Raw genomic sequence first — 19,988 nt, forward strand, 5'->3', positions numbered from 1 at the left:
ATCCTCCCTTAGGTTTTGCCAAGGCTTGCGCGCAGGATATTCATCGAGGATTTGTAGATGGCCAAGGCCCGCTTGTGCTGCCGGGAAACTTCAACACCTTTCAGAAGTTCGGTTTCGACAGACACTGAGTTGTCATTGGGATCGCTGCCGTCCTCGCTTGAAGTAACAGCCCAGTCCATACCGTTGCCGGCGGTGCCGTTCAGATGGCTGCCGCGGGTTGCGATCATGCTGCTCGGGCGGGCCCCGGCTGCAAAGACTTCCTTGAATGGCTTGATGTCCTTGGCGTGGTAACCAGGCGTATCGGCGTTGGCGATATTCTGGGATACCAATGCCTGGCGCGTCCCGGCATGAACTGCCATGGCGTGAGAAATTTTGAATACGTTCAGTTCTGTGAACACCAGGGCTTCTCCCTTGATCGATTTCAATCAAGGCTTAACCCCGATTCCTTTAGAAATTGTTTTCAGGACATCAATGGAGGCCGCTGCAATGAAAGCAGAGCTGCAAGCACTGACCCGTCAAATAGCCGGAAAACGCCTGGCAACACAGATGGGCAGGGTTACCGCGATCTCTGGCGGGGAAATCGAAGTCAGCGGGTTGGCTGCTGCCGCGCGGATCGGTGACCGGCTGGTGCTGCGGCGCAGCCCGCAGGACGAGTTGCATGGCGAAGTTCTGAAAATTAATGGAAATAATATCAGTATGTTGCCTGATAGGGCGCCTGATGGCGCCGCTATCGGTGACCCGGTGGTGCTGCACCCCTCGCCTGAGTTTTTGCCCAGCGATCACTGGATTGGCAGGGTGATTGATCCCTTTGGGGAGCCGCTGGATGGCCGCCCCTTGTTGCCGGGATCCGCGCCGCGGGATCTGATGGCGTCCCCGCCCAAAGCCGCCGGCAGGCGGCCGATGGGAGAGCGTTTGGCGACCGGGCAGGCGGTATTGAACACGATTCTCCCAATTGTGCGCGGCCAAAGGGTGGGTCTTTTTGCGGGCTCCGGCGTCGGAAAATCGTCGCTGTTGGCAAAACTGGCCAAATGCATGGAAGCGGATGTGGTGGTCATGGCGTTGATCGGGGAGCGCGGCCGGGAAGTGAATCACTTTGTCGAACAGGTCCTGGGACCCGATGGCATGAGCCGGGCGGTTGTGGTGGCTGCCACGTCCGATCAGTCCGCGCTGGTCCGGCGCCGCTGCGCCTGGGCCGCCATGACAGTTGCCGAGCATTTTCGCGATCAGGGTAAGAATGTACTGTTCCTTGCCGACTCGGTTACCCGTTTCGCCGAGGCGCACCGGGAGATTTCAGCCGCTTCGGGCGAAGCACCTGCCTTGCGCGGATACCCACCATCGGTAACACCGCTGATCACCGGCCTGTGCGAGCGGGCTGGACCTGGCGCAGACGGGCAGGGTGATATCACCGCCATATTCAGCGTCCTGGTGGCCGGTTCCGACATGGATGAGCCGATTGCAGATATTCTTCGCGGTGTTCTGGACGGTCATATTGTATTGAACCGGGAAATCGCCGAACGCGGCAGGTTCCCGGCGATTGACGTCTCACGCTCAGTCTCCCGCAGTCTGCCTGCTGCGGCCACTGCCGATGAAAACACGGCAATCCAGGATGTGCGCAAATTCCTGGGCGCTTATGAACAATCGGAAGTGATGATCAGGGCCGGTCTCTATGCTGAGGGGAATGATGCGGTGCTGGACAAGGCAGTGAAACTGTGGCCGGAACTGGACGGTTTTTTCGGCCGCGAAGATCCGGAAGGAATCACCAGCAGTTTCAACCGGCTGCTTCTGTTGCTGCGCCGGGCCAAGGCGGGACGGTGAGCGGCGTGTTGGCTCCACTTACCGTCTGATCATTCTACCGTCTGATCATTTGACCGGCGAGTAACTGCGGCGATGGATTTTCTCACAGGGATGCTCCAAATATGCGCTTACTGTGGTATTTACATACTTCTGTGTTGTAACGGGTCCGCGCGGACATCTGCGTAGGCCTGATAATCTGAAGGCGCTGATTGTTTCTGAGACACTGGAACCTGAAGCGACCGTAAGTAGCGTGCCTTGGTATAAAAACAGGCGTCCAATCCTTTGCAGGCGTAGCGTCGGGCGGCGCGCTGGGAGCCTTTGCGGTGTTCTGCATGTCCGTCCTGAAGGGCATGAAGTGGGCCGGGCTGAACTCGGCGTTGCTGGAAACGGCGAAACTGACGGTGATGATCTTCACCATCATCTGGGGCGTGCTGATCTATGTGCGCTTCCTTGGCTTTGCTGATCTGCCAGGGGCGTTCTCCGACTGGATCACCGCGCTGGAAATGCCGCCGATAGTGATCCTGATCTGCATCCTGCTGGCCTATGCGGTTCTGGGCGTGTTCATGGATGCAATCGGGATGCTGCTGCTGACGCTGCCGGTGGTCTACCCTGCCGGGATGGCGTTGAACGGTGGCGAGAGCGTTGCCGCGGCCAACAGTGCATTCGGCATGAGCGGCACCATGTGCGCGATCTGGTTCGGCATCCTGGTGGTAAAGATGGCCGAATTCTGCCTGATCACCCCGCCGATTGGCCTCAATTGCTTTGTGGTGGCCGGCGTACGCGATGATCTGAGCGTGCAAGATGTGTTCAAGGGCGCGACCCCGTTTTTCATCGCCGACGCCGTGACAATTGCACTGCTGGTCGCCTTCCTGGGAATTGTGCCCTACCTGCCGACCGAGGCGGTAGAGGCCAGCTTCATTGTCAGAAAATTCTCGGATAACCTGCCGCATTATCGGCAGGTGCCTATTCTATGCACGACTGGGCGTCGAACTGGGCTGCACCATGTTGGCGGCATGGGTGGGCAGGGGCACAGTTACGGGCGGCACCGCGTGCGGCGGCTGATGCGGATCATGTGTCTTGTGCCGATCTGCAAGGCGCCAAAGACCAGCCGGAAACACCCGGAACACAAGATTCACCCATGTTTGCTCAAAGGCTTGGCGATCACCCGCCCCAATCAGGCCTGGTGCACTGATACAACCTGCATTCCCATGCGCCGGGGGCCTTTTTTCGGCCGCAGCCATGGGCTGGCACAGCCGGAAAGTGCTGATCTGGGGGCTATCCGGCACGAGGAACACCGGGTTCTGCATCGAGGCCTTGAAGAAAGCGCTGGCCCGGCGCTGCCCGACCGGGATATTCAACTCTGATCAGGGTCCACGTCTTGAACCTTCGTGATCTGAATTGTTGGCGGCGGCCAGCGCGCCAGTCTTTGTGTGCAGGGACTGCACTGCCTGCTCGTCAACATTCTCTGCGTCGCCTGCAAGTATCAGATGCACGCTATTTCCGACGGCCAATTTTAAGACTGTGCACCGATCCTGTACATTGCTGAAAGCTGCTTTCCAGGTTCAGCCGAATGGGAGTTCCAGCCCGCAATTCTTGTAGCAGGCTGGAGGAGCTGGAAGCTATCAGGATGGTCTGACAGCAAACAGCCGGTCTTCGCGCGGCAGCAGGGTGCGCAGCGCCTTCAGGCAGCGGTAGTGGTTGTTGCCGATCACTGCTTCTGTTGCCTCGGCAATGGATGCGCGGCTGTCAGGATCAGTGAAGACTTGGCTCAGCTCTTCGATCCGGCGCAGCATTGGCAGGCGCTCTTCCTCGGGGTCGGCATCACCGGACAGGATCAATTGTGCAGCATAGCAGACCCGGCGCACCGGCGTATTGGCTTCTTCCGGATGGATCGCATCGCGCAGGCGCAGGATGTTGGCATCAGGGGTGACAATGGACAGGCGGCTTCGGCGGTCGCCGTTTTCTATCACCGCGCCATTTACAAGGACACGCTCCTTGGGGGCAAGTTTCAGGACAAGTCCGCTCATATTCAGGATGCTCCGCCACGTAGACCACGCATGATGGCCGTATTAATTTCTACCAGCGGCCGGACATCGGCCTTGCGCTGAAGCACTTGGCTGGTGTGCTGTCTCGTGAATTCCGCCAGCTCAAACAGGCTGAGTTTGAGTTCATCCGGCAGGGGGTTGCCCTTTGACGCGAGATCAGCGGAGAAGATTGACCAGAGCTTGCGGTTATCGTTCAATGCTGCTGCAAGTTCGGTAAACCCATTGCGGCCTTTCTGCGCGGCTGCGATCAGCCGACGGGTGACGCGGGCGATCACTTCATATTCGAAATTCTTTGCTGTCCGGGTCGGGGCCTTTGCCGCCGAATAGGCACTCTTCGCCTTCAGAAGGGCATTCACGTGTTTTCCTAACGTATTATTCTTCAGGTTCTCTGAAAGGGGAAGACCGGGGCGCCATCAGCGCCCCGGTTAGGGCTGTTAACGGAACAGCTGCTGCAGGGTCGACGGCGACTGGTTCGCGATGGTCAGCGACTGAACTGCCAGCTGCTGCTGGGTCTGCAGCGCTTTCAGGCGGGCCGAGGCTTCTTCCATATTGGTGTCGGTCATGGCACTGACACCGGATTTGAGCGAGTCAGTCAGTTTCGAAACAAAGTCGTTCTGATCCGACAGGCGGTTTGATGCCGAACCAAAGGTGGCTGCGTGCCCAATGGCGGCGGCCAGTGCCGTGTCAATTTCAGTAGTGATGGCAGCAGCGTTGGTGTCATCAAGACCAAGGTTCAACGCGCCGATGATGTCCGTGTTAGAATCGACGCCCAGAACCGAGATAGTATCTGCAGCGGGATCCAACCCGCCCAGTACATCAAGCTGGGTAGTGGTACCGCTGTCCAGCAGGTTCGCGCCATTGAAAGCAGCCGAGTCGATGATGGATTGAATAGTTGCCTTTTTCTGTTCCAAATCCGCGTCAATTTGGTCGTGGTCAACGTTCTGCGACACACCGGCAACAACCAGCTCGCGCATTTCCTTCAGGGTTTCAACGATCTGCTCCATACCAGAAGACGCAACAGCAACAGTGGCCTCACCGAAGTCCAGAGCGTCCTGGACGGCTTCATAAGCCCCGATATCAGATTCCATGGACTTGGAGATCGCCCAGACAGCGGAGTTGTCCTTGGCCATGCCGACCTCTTTACCGGTCGAGATTTGGTTCTGGGTTTCGTCCAGGCTGTTATTCACCGAACGCAGAGTCTGCAGAGCAACCATTGCGCCGTTGTTGGTCAGAATGCTGGTCATAGCTTTTTCCTTTAACTGCGGGGCACTTTAGCCCCAATATTACTTGCCCCGAGGGGCGCTGTGTGACGTCTTTCTGACTGTGCGTTCCGCCGTCCGGCTTCCGCGCCACCCTTCATAAGGTGCAAGGCGACATTGGCGCAGGAGTTGCTAAGGGAGTGCTAATGCCGGGATTTGGTATTTCTAGAATTTTCCCAAAATTGCACTCAGGCCCGTTTTTCAAGCTTGCCGCCGCCTCGGGTGCTATGACGGGCCCGCTTGCCGGCCTGGTCATAGACATCCAATCCCTTGCGGATGCGGCGAGTCTCGGCCATTCGGGCGGCGACGGCACGGATACCGTCCATGGCGCTGTCCAGAAGCTGCTGGTTGCGCGAGACTTTGGTTTGGACTTGCGCCAGAGACTCGCGTTCAAGCTCTGACACGGAATTCAGCTTGCCGATGACTTTCTCTTTCTTGGTCAGAAGATCTTCCAGTTTGCCAAGATCGCCGGCCATCAGCGCCTTGCGCTCGCGGTCCAGGATCTGATCAAGTTCATCAATGAGCTGCTGAGGTTTCGGGTCACTCATCTTGGGTCTCCTTTAGTGCGTGATAAAGTGATTCAGCCAAGCCGATCCCGCCAGAGCGGGCGATCTGCGTGGCCTGTTCGCGAATTAGAAAGCTGGAGAACTGCTCTTCTCCAGCGCCGCCGCCGAAGCCTTCGCTGGCTTCACCGAGCCCTGCGGATTTCAGCATTTCTGCAAGGAAGGAGGCTTCGAGTTCAATTGCGGCCTCGCGCAGGGGGTCGCTAATTGCAGGACGCACCGGGGTAGTTGAAGGTGCGGCCTGAAGCAGGTTTGGCAATAGATCTGACATGTCCGGTTCTCCGGTTGAAAGTCGAATTTCATCGATTTTTCTAAGACTGCGCAGGAACCGGTTAAAATTGCCGTAACCGCTTTGGGGTATGTCTGTCCGGGTCGAGATAGAATGTCTGGAAAACGATCATGAATATGAATTCGATCCTTGGCTTGGAAGCCGGTCCTGCTGGTAAGTCACCGTCCGTTTCTCCGGATGGTTCAAAAAAATCAAACACTTCCAGGGACTTTTCAGATGTTTTGTCTGCTCAGTCCGGCCCTGGCGAGGCGGCGGCCGAACAACAATCAGCTACGGGCGAATCGGTCGAGGCCGAATCTGAACACAGGATGCAGGAGAGTACGGACAAGGGCAGCAAGGAAGGCCAAGGCACACGCATTGCGACAGGGCAGGACGTACCCGAGGGCGGACCGGTTCAGGCAAGCCAAGGCACGCGCGTTGCATCAGGGCAGGACGTACCTGAGGGCGTACCGGTTCAGGCAAGCCAAGGAACTCGCATTGCGACAGGGCAGGACGTACCCGAGGACGTACCGGTTCAGGCAAGCCGAAGCACACTTTTTGAGGTGGAGCGGCAAACACCGGCAAGGAAACCCTTTGGGGTTGAACCAGTACTTTCCGATGCGGAAATGGCTTCAGGGTTGCAAAGTAGTGGAACTTCCTCCGCTGAAGAGGCCGCTGCCGCAGAGACTAAGGTTAAATCCCCGCACGGCGTCAGTACAGCAACAGGAGAAAGAGTTGTGTCACGGGCCGCTGAGCAGCGAAGCGGACTGCCTATTGTGAAGGACCCAGGGGCCGGCACCGGTATTAAGCCCGAAGAAGGTGCACCTGTCGGTGAAAATGATCAGCCAGGCGCCATGCCCAAAGCAGCCTCCAGCGCAAGTCCCACTGATCAGGGTGCGGGCCTTAAAGCAAGGGCAGTGATTCATCACGGTTCGTCCGTTGAGGGCAATGTGCAACCTGCTGAGAAGGCAGGGGAAGTTGGAAACACAGAGAAAACGCAGCCTTCAGTGCGCTCAGCAACACAGGCAGCAGCAAAAACGCCCGCAGCTGCGCCAGAGAACTCAGCCACAAAGCTACAAGGGGATAGTACTGAACCCGCTGCCCGCAAGGTTGATGCCAGGGAAACTGGAAATCGCCCGGAAAACACTGCCCGCGTTTCGCCTGAGACTGCTGCTCAAACAGCTGTCCCAGCCAATGAACGGGCTCTGGCGGAAAGGGCACAAGTTACCGATGGCACGGGGCAAAGCAAAAACGGAAATGCAATCAGTGCGGCACAGTCGAAATCCCTCGAGACTGGTTCAAGTTCAAGTACCCATACGGTGCCTCAGTCGATGGGTGAAAAGTCTGATAGCATAGCGAAGGCGGGCAATCCGGCTGCGCAAGGAGAAAATCCGGGCATTGCGGTCAACCAGGTGGCTGTGAAGGGGCCGGGTCAGAGGCGTGATCTAACTTCCAAACCTGTTTCGAACGGAAATGGAGCGCAGATTAAAGCGGAACCAGCCGGAATTGAGAGTCCGTTAGCCGATCCGTTTAAAGGCAGTGATGTCCGGACGGCTACAGTGCCTGCAGCGCCGCAAGTCATTCAGTCGGCAGCTTCTCAGCTGCAGCCTTTGCTTGCTGGCGGGATGACTGCTGGAAAAACATCGGCAGAGCTGTTGTCCAGAACTGATGAGGCGCTGGCCGGATCACTGGCCGGAACACTGGGATTATCCAGCGAAGCGCCCGGATTGACGCAGCTGCTGACGGAAGCCTCAATTGGCTCACATGGGGCGCACCGGCCTGAAACGCCGCGCATGATTGCGGCCCAGATGGCTGAGGCATTTGCTGCCAAAGGCGAGCAAAAGGTTGAGGTGAGTTTGAACCCTCAGGAGTTGGGCCATGTGAAAATGCGCGTGATGGCCAGCGAAACAGGAATCACCATGATCATTCAGACGGAACGTCCGGAAACCGGTGATTTGATGCGCCGGCACATCCATGAACTGGCCGAGGAATTCCGCCGCATGGGATATGAAGATGTCTCATTTGAATTCAGCGGCGGACAGGCCGGCACCGGTCACCCGGGCGATGACGCGGACGGCGGTTCCGGCCTGTCCGGCGGAACCGCAGAGACACGCGGCGCCGATGCAAAGGACGCCGGCGAAGCAGCAACACAAAACCTCCGGCTCGGAACAGCCGGTGTGGACATGAGGGTTTGAACAGATGACAACACCAGTTACTTCTACGGGATTCAACTCAGGGCAATCCAATTCGTCGAAGCCGTCGTCGCAGCAGACCTCCGGTCTGACCTCGGATTTTGATACTTTTGTGAAAATGCTGACCGCGCAGGCGAAAAACCAGGATCCATTGGAACCGATGGATTCGACTGAATATGCCGCGCAGCTGGCGCAGTTCTCGATGGTCGAGCAACAGACCAAGAGCAACAACCTGCTGGAAGGGCTGCAATCACAGCTTGGCCTGGCGAATATGGCGGCACTTTCAGGCTGGGTCGGGATGGAAGCACGGGCCGTGGCTCCGGGCTACTTTGATGGCAGCAATGAAATCACTATTGCGCCTAACCCGGCGGCTGCCGCGGATTCGGTGACACTGGTCGTACAGGACAAAAACGGCACCGAAGTGCAGCGCGTCGCCCTGCCGGTCTCGGCTGAGCCTTTCCAGTGGAACGGTCTGGATGATGACGGCAACCCGCTAGAGGCGGGGGAATACGCCTTTGTGATCGAAAGCAGCAAAGGCGACGAGTTGCTGCTGCAGGAATATGCCGAGATTTATTTCAAGGTGAACGAAACCCGGATGCAGGGCGGCGAAGTGGGGTTGATCACCGAAGGGGGGTCCGTGGTCCTGGCTTCGTCGGTGAACGCGCTGCGTGATCCTGAGGCTTGATCCAGCTGTATGCGACGACGGGAAAACTGTCTAAGAACAGGGCGGCATAATATCGGAGACCGCCCTGCAACCGCTTCCTGACCAGTTCGAACCCCGCTTTTTTGCGCATTTGTCTGCGTTGGGTCTTCATGTGCCCGCTCCTAGACGGCTGGCAGGAGGGCGGTCCAATCATGTCTGGCGGGCCGGTGCGCTGGTGATCAAGCTTTATGCAGCCGAAGGCGCCAACCCGTTGTTTGCCAATGATCCGGCCCGCGAGGTTGCTGTGCTGACGGCACTGTCAGGCACCGGCATGGTGCCGCCGCTGGTCCAGACCGGTGAATTTGAAAGCAGGAAGTGGCTGGGCTATGCGCATGTCAACGGCAGTCCCTGGCAGCAGGACACTGGCCATGTGGCACAGCTATTGGGGCGTTTGCACGACCTGGCGCCACCGCCGGGCCTGCCTTGCGGGGTGAATGGCAGCGCGGCGCTGGAACGGCAAACCGTTGAAATTCTGAGCAGCTGCCGCGATCGCGATCAGCTGGCGGCGCTTCGCCCGTTGGGCCGGGTTCCGCCGTTGTCCCAGCTGGTGCTGATTCATGGCGACCCGGTGCCTGGCAACCTGCTGGCACATGATGGCACGCTGACGCTGATAGATTGGCAATGCCCGCAAATCGGCGACCCGGCAGAGGACCTGGCGTTGTTCCTGTCGCCTGCGATGCAGCTGATGTACCGGGGGGCGCCGCTGTCCAAGGATGAAGAAGACGCATTTTTGCGCGCCTATCCCGATCCGCGGATTGCCGGGCGGGCCTTGGCGCTGAAGCCTTGGTTCCACTGGCGCATGGCAGCCTATTGCCAGTGGCGGGCCGAACGCGGGGGCGCGCAGGACTTGCAGGCCTCGGGACTGGAGCGCGCGGCGCTTCAGTCCATCAGGCCCAGAACCGCATAAGCCGGAGGCATCAGCATCCGGCGGGCGCGGCCAAACGGAAAGCGTGCCATTTTCTGCACTATGGGTGAGTAGGGCAGTTTGGGCGTGTTCCCCTGAACCAGATCACTCAGCAGCCGTCCGGCATAGCTGCCCATCGCCACGCCATTGCCATGATAGCACAGCCCGGCAAACATGCCGGGGCGCTCCGGCACAGGGCCAATGAAGGGAACTAAGTTGCGCGACAGGCAAACCATGCCTGACCAGCAATGCGTGGATTCCACTTCACGCCATGCCGGGAACATCGCCTCAAAATCCTGCCGCAGGTTACGGCGTATCCCTGCTTCAGCCCGGGCAGAAGCCAGCAGCCCGCCGCGCATTCCAAACAGGAACCGGTTGTCCGGCATCAGCCGGAAGTAATGCAGCAGATTGCGGGTGTCGTAGGCCATTTGATGCGAGAACCAGCCCTGCGCGTCCAGTTCCGCCCGGGTCAGCGGCCGGGTCACCATGACGGTGGATTGTGCAGGCATGTAACGCCCGGCGAGCCAGCCGGGCAGGTCCTCCGAAGAATACCCATTGGTTGCGATGATGACCTTCGATGCCCTCAGGCCCCCTTGTTTAGTCTCTATTATATAGCCTCTGCCTGCCTGTTGTACCGACTGCGCTTCGCTGCGCTGGTACAATTGGGCACCGGCATCCTGCGCGGCCTTGGATAGGCCGAACAGGTATTTGCGCGGATTGAGCGCAAACCCCACCGGTGTTGTCAGCGCCGCATGGAAGCTGCCATTCAGCCCTTTGTCCGCGAGCTGGCCGCGGGTCAGAAATTCCGGTTCCTCTCCCGCCTGACGCAGTGCATCCGCTTCTGCTTGCAGGCGGCGCACTGCCTTTTCGTTGTGCGCCAGCTGGGTTTCGCCACGTGAATGAGTGTCGGCATCGATGCCATGGGTCTGCAGCAGATCGCGAACCAGATGCACCGCGGCTTCCTCGCTGGCGTGATACGTATCAGCCGCAGATATGCCAAAAACCCGCCGCATCGTGTTGCCTGAAAGCTTTGATCCGCCCAAACAGCAGAAACCGCCATTGCGCCCTGATGCGCCCCAACCCGGTGTCTCGGCCTCCAGTACCGCAACGGACGCGCCGCTTTCTGCCAGATGCAGAGCGGCTGACATGCCGGTGAACCCGCCGCCGATGACGGCCACATCGGCGGAGACTTCGCCCTGCAGCACCGGCCAGTCCGGTGCTGCATTGGTTTCATCCCACCAGCAGTTCGTGCGGGGGCCGGGACCGTAGGCGTATTCGGAAAATACCCGGCGCATCAGATACGCTCCGCGGCCTGTTCCTCCCGCTTCTGGCGGGTCATCTGATGTTTGGTCACCAGCGAGGCAGTGATGACTCCAACGGTCACAATGCTGATCATGATCGTCGACAGCGCGTTGATCTCGGGGCTGACGCCTAGACGCACGGCGGAGAAAATCTTGATCGGCAAGGTGGTGGCCGAGGGGCCGGAGGTGAAGGAGGCGATCACCAGATCATCCAGCGACAGGGTAAAGGCCAAGAGCCAGCCGGATATCACCGCGGGTGCGATGATCGGCAGGGTCACCAGCCGGAACGCCTCTGCCGGGGAGCAGCCCAGATCCAGCGCGGCTTCTTCCAGCGACTGGTCGAAGGTCACCAGCCGCGAGGACACCACAACCGAGACATAGCACATGGAGAACGTGGTATGCGCCAGGACGATGGTCAGCACCCCGCGGTCCAGTCCGATGCCGATAAACAAAAGGAGCAGCGACAGGCCGGTGATTACTTCGGGCATCACCAGCGGTGCATAGATCATGCCGGAAAACAGCGTCCGCCCCATGAACCGCCCGCCGCGCACCATCACATAGGCGGCGATAGTGCCCAGCACGGTGGCGATAGTAGAGGAGAACACGGCGACCTTGATGGTCACCCAGGCGGCATTCAGGAACGCCTCGTTCTGCATCAGCTCGCCGTACCACTTGGTCGAAAACCCGGCCCAGACTGTTACCAGCTTGCTTTCGTTGAAACTGAAGATGATCAGGATCACCATTGGGATGTAAAGGAATGCAAAGCCAAGGGTCAGCGATACGGCATTAAACCAGCTCATACGGTTCATTGCTCTGCCTCCTGCTGTTTCTGCTGGTTGCGCTGGAACAGCACAATCGGGATGACGAGAAGGAGCAGCAGAACCACCGCCACCGCGGATGCCACCGGCCAGTCGCGATTGGAGAAAAACTCCTCCCACAGCACCTTGCCGATCATCAGCGTGTCTGATCCGCCCAGCAGTGAGGGAATGACAAATTCACCCAGCACCGGGATGAAGACCAGGAAACTGCCGGCAATAATGCCGGTTTTCGACAAGGGAATTGTCACCAGCCAGAACGCAGACAGACGCGAGCAGCCCAGATCTTCGGCGGCTTCTATCAACGATCCGTCCAGCCGCTCCAGTGCCGAATAGACCGGCAGGATCATGAACGGCAGATAGGTGTAGACGATGCCGATGTAGACCGCGGTATTTGTGTTGAGGATGGTAAGCGGCTCGGAGATCAGCCCGGTCCACAGCAGGAATTGGTTGAGGAAGCCTTCGTTCGACAGGATCCCCATCCACGCATAAACGCGGATCAGGAACGATGTCCAGAACGGCAGGATCACCAGCATCATCAAGGTGGGCCGCCACTCCGCTGGCGCGCGTGCCATGGCGTAGGCGATCGGATAACCTGCCAGCAGGGTGAAGAAAGTTGAGATTACCGCGATCTTCAGCGAGCTGAGGTAAGCCTTCCAGTACAGGTCATCTTCGGTCAGCCAGATGAAGTTTTCAAAGTCCAGCGCGTCGATCAGTGCTTTGATACCGGTTTCCGGATCAAATTGCGGCACATAGGGCGGGATCGAAATCGCGTAATCCGACAGCGAGATTTTCAGGACGATGGCAAAGGGCACCAGGAACAGCGCCAACAGCCAGGCATAGGGGATGGCAATCAGGACAAAGCGGCGCATCAGTCTGCCAAAAGAACGCCTGCCGTGGCGGTCCATGACAGCCAGACAGTGTCTTCCCAAGTAAAGGCGCGGCGGGCGATGCGGCGGGTGTTTGCGGTCTGCGCCTTGATCACCGCGCCGGTTGGCAGTTCCACGTGGTAGGTAGAGATATTGCCCAGATAAGCGATATCCAGGATCCGGCCTTGAACAGTATTGTCCGCCTTTTCTGGTTTTTCGGCGCTGATCGATACCTTTTCCGGCCGAATTGCCAGCTGACAATTTTGCCCGTCGGAAAGCGGATTCGGGGACTGCACGGTCAGCGGCGCGTGGCCCTCGTGCCAGGACATTGCATAGGTGTCGCTGCCATTGGGTTTTGCAGTGCCTGCAATCAAGTTCACATCGCCAATGAAATCAGCCACATAGACCGAGTTCGGGCTTTCATAGATCCGGTCCGGCGTGGCCACTTGGATGATTTTGCCGTGATCCATCACTGCCACGCGGGAAGCCACAGTCATTGCCTCTTCCTGGTCGTGGGTCACGATCACAAATGTGGTGCCGGTCTTCTCCTGAATATCCATCAGTTCAAACTGGGTTTCCTGGCGCAGCTTCTTGTCGAGCGCGCCCAGCGGCTCATCCAGCAGAAGAAGTTTCGGATGTTTCGCCAGCGACCGCGCCAGGGCGACCCGCTGCCGCTGACCGCCGGAGATCTGATGCGGTTTGCGGCGGGCGAATTGCTCCAGGCGTGTCAGCCGCAGCATCTCGTCGACCCGGTCGTTGATGTCGTGCTTGGGCATCTTTTCGCGCTTCAGGCCAAAGGCGATGTTTTCCCAGACCGACAAATGCGGGAACAGCGCGTAGGACTGGAACATCATGTTCACGGCGCGTTTGTTCGGCGGCACCGGCGCAATATCCTGCCCGGCCAGCCGGATGGTGCCCTCAGACGGGGTTTCAAACCCGGCCAGCATCCGCATCAGCGTGGTCTTGCCGCAACCCGAAGGGCCCAGCAGCGCATAGAACTCTTTTTCGTAGATGCCGATGGTCAAATCGTCGATGGCGGTGAACTCGCCATAGCGTTTGGTGACGTTCTGAAAGTGGATCAAGGGCTTTGCCTCGGGATCATTCCAGGGTTCAAATACGGAAGCAGTCAAGCCGGGCCTCTTCTGCGAAGTGTCGCGCGAATGTCTCGGATGGCCGCGCGTGGGGCATCCCAGGCGCGTCAGGAAATGCGGGGCGGCGGATGCGCCCCGCGGGTCAGGTACGGCTGATCAAGTGCCGGATTTGACCTTGGTCCACATGCGGGTGGCCTTGCGCTGCACTTTCGGCGGGTAGCCTTCTTTGATGTACAGGTTTTTGACGGTCTCGGGGCCAGGATAGATCGCCGGATCGCCGATCACATCCTGTTCCAGAAACTCCTGGCTCGCCTTGTTGCCGTTGGCGTAATAGACATAGTTGGACGCCGCCGCCATGTTATGCGCGTCCATGATGAAATTCAGGAACTTATGGGCACCTTCGGGGTTCGGGGCGTCGACCGGAATTGCCATCTGGTCGAACCACATCAGCGCGCCTTCCTTGGGGGCGTTGAACGCGATCTCGACACCATTTTCCGCCTCGGCCGCGCGGTCGCGCGCCTGCAGAATGTCGCCGGACCAGCCGAAGGCCACGCAGATATCGCCGTTGGCCAGTGCGTTGATGTATTCAGAGCTGTGGAACTTGGTGATATAAGGGCGGATCGCCTGCAGCACCGGTTCCGCCTTGGCGACCACATCGGCGTCCATGCTGTTGGGGTCTTCACCAATGTATTTCAGCGCCGCCGGGATCATCTCATCCGGGGCGTCCAGGAAATGCACGCCGCAACCGGCCAGCTTTTCCATGTTGGCCGGGTTGAACACCAGCTCCAGCGAGTCGATCGGGGCATCTTCGCCCAGGGCTTCCTTGACCTTGGCGATGTTCACGCCGATGCCGGTGGTGCCCCACATATAGTTGATGGAATACTCATTGCCGGGATCATAGAGGGCGGTGCGTTCTTCGATCGCGTCCCACATGTTGCCGGCATTGGCCAGTTTCGACGGGTCCAGCTTCTGAAAGGCGCCGGCCTGGATCTGGCGCGCCATGAACGATCCGGTCGGCACAACAACGTCATAGCCCGATCCGCCGGCCAGCATCTTGGTTTCCAGAACCTCGTTGCTGTCAAAGACATCATAGATCAGGTCAATGCCGGTATCGGCTTCGAATTTTTTCAGCAGGCTTTCGTCAATATAGTCCGACCAATTGTAGACGCGTACCTCTTCCGCAGTGGCAGCGGCGGCCGTGCCAAGGGCAACGACGGCGGTCATGGTCATCGTTTTCAGTGTCATGAATTTCTCCCTGTGCATGCCGGCTTCCGGGTCCGGCTGTGAAAGGATTTGATCAAGTTTTGTCGCGTTCGGCAATACTCTTTATGTTTTCACTTGGCTCCGGATGGTGCAAGCTGGCCAAAACCGAGGAGGAAAACCCCAGGTGACCGAGACCACTTCACCACCCGTTGCGGCACAGGAAAGCCCTGCAAAACCGCCCGCGCATGAGATCGTCTATCAGACACTCAGGTCGCAGATTCTATTCGGCGAACTGGTGCCCGGCCAAGCGGTGACAATCCAGGGGCTGGTGGAGACGCTGGGGGCCGGCATGACACCGGTCCGAGAGGCAATCCGGCGGCTGATATCGGACGGGGCGCTGGTGTTCCAGGGCAACCGCCGCGTATCGGTGCCCTTGTTGGGGCCCGGTGACCTTGAGGAGCTTATTTTTGCCAGAAAAACAATAGAATGCGAACTTGCGCGCCGGGCAACACTGCGCATTGCCGCAGCGAGCATCGCACAGCTGGTGGCCATCGACACTGCGCTGGACAAGGCCATATCGACAGGCGATGTGGCGGGGTACCTGGTGCAAAACTACAGCTTTCATACGGCGCTTTATTCCCATGCGGATGCACCTATTCTCAGTGACATTGCCGACCGGCTGTGGTTGCGCTTCGGCCCCTCGCTGCGGGTGGTCAGCGGGCGTCTCGGCACGCAAAGCTTCCCGGACCGTCACAAGGACATACTGGAGGCGCTGCAGCGGCAGGACCCGGAAATGGCCGCATTGGCGATGGAGCGGGACGTCTACGAGGGTATGGAGCATGTGGTTCAGGGGCTGCAGGCTGCAAACTGATTCGATTGACACCTGGGAATTTGATCATATTCTGGTGCCAATCAGTCATTCTCAGGAGCGAGTCCCATGACCGTTATCACCAACCACATGCCGACGGCCGAGCTGCAGGCGCTGGACGCCGCCCATCACATGCACCCGTTCACCGCTAATGGCGAACTGTCGCAGAAGGGCGCCCGCATTATCACCCGCGCCGATGGCGTGCATCTGACCGACAGCGAGGGGAACCGGATCCTGGATGCGATGGCGGGCCTGTGGTGCGTCAACATCGGTTATGGCCGGGACGAGCTGGCCGAGGTCGCCGCCCGTCAGATGCGTGAACTGCCGTATTACAACACCTTCTTTCAAACCACTCATGTTCCGGCCATCGCGCTGGCCGCCAAGATTGCCGAACTGGCGCCGGGTGATCTGAACAATGTGTTCTTTGCCGGTTCCGGCTCCGAAGCCAATGACACCAACATCCGCATGGTGCGTCATTATTGGGCGCTGAAGGGCAAGCCTGCGAAATCGGTCATCATCAGCCGCAAGAATGGCTACCACGGCTCCTCGGTCGGCAGCGGTTCCTTGGGCGGGATGAGCGGTATGCATGCCCAGGGCGGTATGCCGATCCCGGATATCCACCATATCAACCAACCGCATTGGTGGGCTGAGGGCGGCGACATGCCGGAGGAAGAATTCGGCCTGCAGCGTGCGCGCGAACTGGAAGAGGCGATCCTGGAATTGGGTGAAGACCGCGTTGCCGCCTTTATTGCGGAGCCGGTGCAGGGGGCAGGCGGGGTGATCGTGCCGCCGGACAGCTACTGGCCGGAAATCCAGCGCATCTGCGACAAATACGAGATCCTGCTGATTGCAGATGAAGTCATCTGCGGTTTCGGCCGCACCGGCAATTGGTTCGGCAGTGAGACCCTGAACATCCGTCCTGACATCATGACAATCGCCAAGGGGCTTAGCTCCGGCTACGCGCCGATCGGCGGCTCGATTGTCAGCGACGAAGTTGCCTCGGTGATTGCGGGAGATGAGTTCAACCACGGCTACACCTATTCCGGCCATCCGGTGGCGGCGGCTGTTGCGCTGGAAAACCTGCGCATCATGGAGGAGGAGAACATCCTTGGCCATGTGCGCGATGTGGCCGCGCCGTATCTCAAACAAAAATGGGAAGCGCTGGCGGATCATCCGCTGGTGGGAGAGGCCAGGATCGCCGGCATGATGGGTTCCATCGCGCTGACCCCGGACAAAGCGACCCGCGCGGGTTTTGCCGCGGAGGCGGGCACTGTCGGCTATATCTGCCGCGAGCGCTGCTTTGCCAACAACCTGGTGATGCGTCATGTCGGGGACCGGATGATCATTTCGCCGCCGCTTGTGATCACGCCCGCGGAAATCGACGTTCTGATCGAACGCGCCTCCAAATCCTTGGATGAATGCTATGCGGAACTGAAGGCGCAGGACTTGCTGCACAGCGCCTGATTCCCCTCCCGGGTACCGCAATGGTGCCGTTTCCATCCGCGACTCATCCCGGCCCGGCAGCAGTGTTGCCGGGCCGTTTTCTTCGGTAGGGGAATTGAAAAGGTCGTTTTCAGGCTGGTGTTTTGCAGAGTGTGGCGCAAAATGTCCGAGCTGCGTCGCAAAAAGTCCGATGTCGCATGCCGGAACAGGACTAGGGTTCCCTAAGGATGTTCATTTCTTCTTGGGGAGCGGCCGAAGTACGAATTTCGTACACTCGCCATGGAAAGAATATTTTTTTCATACCTAGCGCTTGATAGCTTCGGTGTGATTAACTTCGAATAAGTGCAGAGCAAATCTGCCAGAATGACAAAACTACGGGGAGCCTGCTTTGGCTGATGCGTCAAACGTCGATGCGTTCGTTGAATTCGAACGTGTCCAAAAGAGCTATGATGGCGAAAATCTCGTTGTCAAAGACCTCAACCTCACCATGCCCAAGGGCGAGTTTCTGACAATGCTTGGCCCGTCCGGTTCGGGCAAGACAACCTGCCTGATGATGCTGGCAGGATTTGAAACCGCTACCCATGGCGACATTCGCCTGGGCGGAACGTCAATCAACAACATCCCGCCGCATAAGCGGGGCATCGGCATGGTGTTCCAGAACTATGCGCTGTTCCCGCACATGACGATTGCAGAGAATCTTTCGTTTCCGCTGGAAGTCCGCAAGATCGGCAAGTCCGAGCGCGAAGCCAAGGTGAAGCGTGCGCTGGACATGGTGGAAATGGGCGCTTTTGGCGGCCGCCGCCCGTCGCAGCTTTCGGGCGGTCAGCAGCAGCGGGTCGCCTTGTCCCGCGCGCTGGTGTTTGAACCGGAACTGGTTCTGATGGACGAGCCGCTTGGCGCGCTTGATAAGCAGCTGCGCGAAAAAATGCAGTTCGAAATCACCCATCTGGCGCACAGCCTGGGGATCACCGTGGTCTACGTGACCCACGACCAGACCGAAGCGCTGACAATGTCCGACCGTGTCGCCGTGTTCGATGATGGCCGGATCCAGCAGATCGCGCCGCCGGACCAGCTGTATGAAAGCCCGGACAACAGCTTTGTTGCCCAGTTCATTGGTGAAAACAACACGCTGGAAGGCACCGTCAAGGAAATCAACAACGGTATTGCCCTGGTGCAGCTGGACGATGGTGAACTGATTGACTGCAAACCGGTCAACGTGTCCCGCCCTGGCGAGCGCACCCGCGTGTCGATCCGCCCCGAACGGGTGGAATACAACAAGGAACGCCTGCAGGAAGGTGTTCATACACTTAAGGCGGAAGTGCTGGAGTTCATTTATATGGGCGACATCTTCCGCACCCGTCTGCGGGTGGCCGGCAATGATGAGTTCATCATCAAGACCCGGAACGCCCCGGACCAAGTCCGTCTTCAGCCCGGTCAGCAGATCGAAATCGGCTGGCTGCCGGAAGACTGCCGCGCGCTGGACGCCTGATCCGCACGCGCAAACCCCCGGCAGACGAATGACCGGGGGGATTCTCACATCTGTGAATTTCAACAAGGAGAGACTCTCTATGAAACTCAGCAAAATGTCTGCACTGGCGGTGACCACCGCCCTTTGCGCCCCTTCGGCCTTTGCCGAAGAAATGGCCAATGAGCTGACACTGGTATCCTGGGGCGGCGCCTACCAGGCCAGCCAGCAGAAAGCCTATGTGGAACCCTATCTGGCCGCTAACCCCGGCGTTAAGGTGATCTGGGACGAAAGCTCGGCTGAGGCCGTGGCGAAGATCCGCGCCATGAACGAAGCCGGCAATGTGACCTGGGATCTGGTGGATGCTGTGGCGTCCGACTCCATGCGTCTGTGCGACGAAGGCCTGGCCGAAGAAATCAACCATGACGAAGATCTGGCAGCGGCGCCCGACGGCTCCTTGGCCTCCGAAGATTTCGGCGACCTGATTGTCAGTGACTGCTTTGTGCCGCAGATCGTTTATTCGACCACATTCGGCTACCGCACCGACCTGATCGACAAGCCGGAAACCGTCTGCGCGATCTTTGATACCGAAAAATACCCGGGCAAGCGCTCGCTGCAGAAGCGCCCGATCGACAACATGGAATGGTCGCTTTACTGCGACGGCGTCGCCAAGGATGAGATCTACGACGTTCTGGGCACCGACGAAGGTGTGGAGCGTGCGTTGGCCAAGCTCGACACCATCAAGGACCAGGTCGTCTGGTGGACTGCCGGTGCGGAAACCCCGCAGCTGCTGGCCGACGGCGAAGTTGTCATGGGCTCGACCTTTAACGGCCGCCTGTTCTCGGCAATCGCAGAACAGAACCAGCCGATTGGCATGCTTTGGGACATGCAGTCCTTTGACCTGGACGGCTGGGTTGTTCCGGCTGGACTGCCTGCAGACCGCAAGGCGCGCGTGATGGACTTCCTGAAGTTCGCCACCGACACACAGCGTCTGGCCGATCAGGCCGCTTACATCTCCTATGGTCCGGCCCGTGCCTCCTCGGCGCCGCTGGTTGGCAAGCACGCCGAACTGGGTATCGACATGGCCCCGCATATGCCGACTGATCCGGCCAATGCAGGCAACGTGCATGTCTATGACTACGAATGGTGGGCAGATAACCGCGATGACCTGAACGGCAAGTTCCAGGCGTGGCTGGCCAAGTAAT

General features: G+C 58.9%; 19 protein-coding genes and 1 pseudogene. 9 read left to right on the forward strand and 11 right to left on the reverse strand.

What is annotated here, in order from left to right; translation table 11 throughout:
• Positions 1-8 precede the first annotated feature (8 nt).
• Positions 9-398, reverse strand: a complete 390-nt coding sequence (locus tag K3724_RS20795; protein ID WP_259992714.1) for a FlgB family protein — start codon at positions 396-398, stop codon at positions 9-11.
• An 88-nt stretch (positions 399-486) separates the two neighbouring features.
• Between K3724_RS20795 and K3724_RS20800 the strand changes: the two genes are divergently transcribed.
• Positions 487-1,815 (forward strand): FliI/YscN family ATPase, encoded by a 1,329-nt coding sequence (locus K3724_RS20800; RefSeq protein WP_259988833.1) that lies wholly within the window; start codon positions 487-489, stop codon positions 1,813-1,815.
• A gap of 275 nt (positions 1,816-2,090) precedes the next feature.
• Positions 2,091-2,696, forward strand: a pseudogene (locus K3724_RS20805) (TRAP transporter large permease subunit); the annotation flags it as partial.
• 720 nt (positions 2,697-3,416) lie between these two features.
• On the opposite strand, the gene flbT reads toward K3724_RS20805, so the two are convergent.
• From flbT to K3724_RS20830, 5 genes are all read right to left on the reverse strand, one after another.
• Positions 3,417-3,821: a flagellar biosynthesis repressor FlbT gene (gene flbT, locus K3724_RS20810; RefSeq protein ID WP_211038059.1), complete on the reverse strand. Its 405-nt coding sequence runs from the start codon at positions 3,819-3,821 to the stop codon at positions 3,417-3,419.
• 2 nt (positions 3,822-3,823) lie between these two features.
• On the reverse strand, positions 3,824-4,195 hold the full coding sequence (gene flaF, locus K3724_RS20815; RefSeq protein WP_259988839.1) for a flagellar biosynthesis regulator FlaF: 372 nt from the start codon (positions 4,193-4,195) through the stop codon (positions 3,824-3,826).
• Positions 4,196-4,273: 78 nt separating this feature from the next.
• Positions 4,274-5,083 (reverse strand): flagellin, encoded by an 810-nt coding sequence (locus K3724_RS20820; protein ID WP_259988841.1) that lies wholly within the window; start codon positions 5,081-5,083, stop codon positions 4,274-4,276.
• Positions 5,084-5,286: 203 nt separating this feature from the next.
• Positions 5,287-5,646, reverse strand: coding sequence for a flagellar export chaperone FlgN (locus K3724_RS20825; protein WP_134830985.1), 360 nt, complete (start codon positions 5,644-5,646; stop codon positions 5,287-5,289).
• Positions 5,639-5,932: a rod-binding protein gene (locus K3724_RS20830; protein WP_259988844.1), complete on the reverse strand. Its 294-nt coding sequence runs from the start codon at positions 5,930-5,932 to the stop codon at positions 5,639-5,641. The genes K3724_RS20825 and K3724_RS20830 overlap by 8 nt, the downstream gene beginning before the upstream one ends.
• Before the next feature lie 128 nt (positions 5,933-6,060).
• On the opposite strand from K3724_RS20830, the gene K3724_RS20835 reads away from it, so the two are divergent.
• The 3 genes from K3724_RS20835 (at position 6,061) to K3724_RS20845 (ending at position 9,731) form a co-directional block, all read left to right on the forward strand.
• Complete coding sequence (locus K3724_RS20835; RefSeq protein WP_259988846.1) at positions 6,061-8,124, forward strand: flagellar hook-length control protein FliK; 2,064 nt, start codon at positions 6,061-6,063, stop codon at positions 8,122-8,124.
• A 4-nt stretch (positions 8,125-8,128) separates the two neighbouring features.
• Positions 8,129-8,806 carry a flagellar hook capping FlgD N-terminal domain-containing protein gene (locus K3724_RS20840; RefSeq protein ID WP_259988848.1) on the forward strand — a complete coding sequence of 226 codons (678 nt, stop codon included), beginning with the start codon at positions 8,129-8,131 and terminating at the stop codon, positions 8,804-8,806.
• Between the two features lie 193 nt (positions 8,807-8,999).
• On the forward strand, positions 9,000-9,731 hold the full coding sequence (locus K3724_RS20845) for a phosphotransferase (protein ID WP_409201425.1): 732 nt from the start codon (positions 9,000-9,002) through the stop codon (positions 9,729-9,731).
• Here K3724_RS20845 and K3724_RS20850 read toward each other — a convergent pair.
• The 5 genes from K3724_RS20850 to K3724_RS20870 form a co-directional block, all read right to left on the reverse strand.
• A complete protein-coding gene (locus K3724_RS20850) occupies positions 9,704-11,023 on the reverse strand; it encodes an FAD-binding oxidoreductase (protein ID WP_259988851.1) in 1,320 nt (439 codons plus the stop codon). The genes K3724_RS20845 and K3724_RS20850 overlap by 28 nt on opposite strands.
• Positions 11,023-11,838, reverse strand: a complete 816-nt coding sequence (locus tag K3724_RS20855; protein ID WP_134830980.1) for an ABC transporter permease — start codon at positions 11,836-11,838, stop codon at positions 11,023-11,025. Before K3724_RS20855 ends, K3724_RS20850 begins: the two co-directional genes overlap by 1 nt.
• Positions 11,835-12,716, reverse strand: a complete 882-nt coding sequence (locus K3724_RS20860; RefSeq protein ID WP_259988854.1) for an ABC transporter permease subunit — start codon at positions 12,714-12,716, stop codon at positions 11,835-11,837. The genes K3724_RS20855 and K3724_RS20860 overlap by 4 nt, the downstream gene beginning before the upstream one ends.
• Entirely contained in the window at positions 12,716-13,843 is a 1,128-nt protein-coding gene (locus tag K3724_RS20865; protein ID WP_259988856.1) for an ABC transporter ATP-binding protein, read from the reverse strand. The genes K3724_RS20860 and K3724_RS20865 overlap by 1 nt, the downstream gene beginning before the upstream one ends.
• A 117-nt stretch (positions 13,844-13,960) precedes the next feature.
• A complete protein-coding gene (locus K3724_RS20870; protein WP_259988858.1) occupies positions 13,961-15,049 on the reverse strand; it encodes a polyamine ABC transporter substrate-binding protein in 1,089 nt (362 codons plus the stop codon).
• Positions 15,050-15,191: 142 nt separating this feature from the next.
• On the opposite strand from K3724_RS20870, the gene K3724_RS20875 reads away from it, so the two are divergent.
• The 4 genes from K3724_RS20875 (at position 15,192) to K3724_RS20890 (ending at position 19,987) form a co-directional block, all read left to right on the forward strand.
• Complete coding sequence (locus tag K3724_RS20875) at positions 15,192-15,878, forward strand: GntR family transcriptional regulator (RefSeq protein ID WP_259988860.1); 687 nt, start codon at positions 15,192-15,194, stop codon at positions 15,876-15,878.
• Between the two features lie 66 nt (positions 15,879-15,944).
• Positions 15,945-17,339, forward strand: a complete 1,395-nt coding sequence (locus tag K3724_RS20880; RefSeq protein WP_129372743.1) for an aspartate aminotransferase family protein — start codon at positions 15,945-15,947, stop codon at positions 17,337-17,339.
• A 367-nt stretch (positions 17,340-17,706) separates the two neighbouring features.
• Complete coding sequence (locus tag K3724_RS20885; RefSeq protein ID WP_259988863.1) at positions 17,707-18,807, forward strand: ABC transporter ATP-binding protein; 1,101 nt, start codon at positions 17,707-17,709, stop codon at positions 18,805-18,807.
• Between the two features lie 79 nt (positions 18,808-18,886).
• Positions 18,887-19,987 carry an extracellular solute-binding protein gene (locus K3724_RS20890; protein ID WP_259988865.1) on the forward strand — a complete coding sequence of 367 codons (1,101 nt, stop codon included), beginning with the start codon at positions 18,887-18,889 and terminating at the stop codon, positions 19,985-19,987.
• Position 19,988 lies beyond the last annotated feature (1 nt).

The sequence above is a fragment of the Leisingera sp. M658 genome (genome assembly GCF_025144145.1).
GTDB lineage: Bacteria > Pseudomonadota > Alphaproteobacteria > Rhodobacterales > Rhodobacteraceae > Leisingera.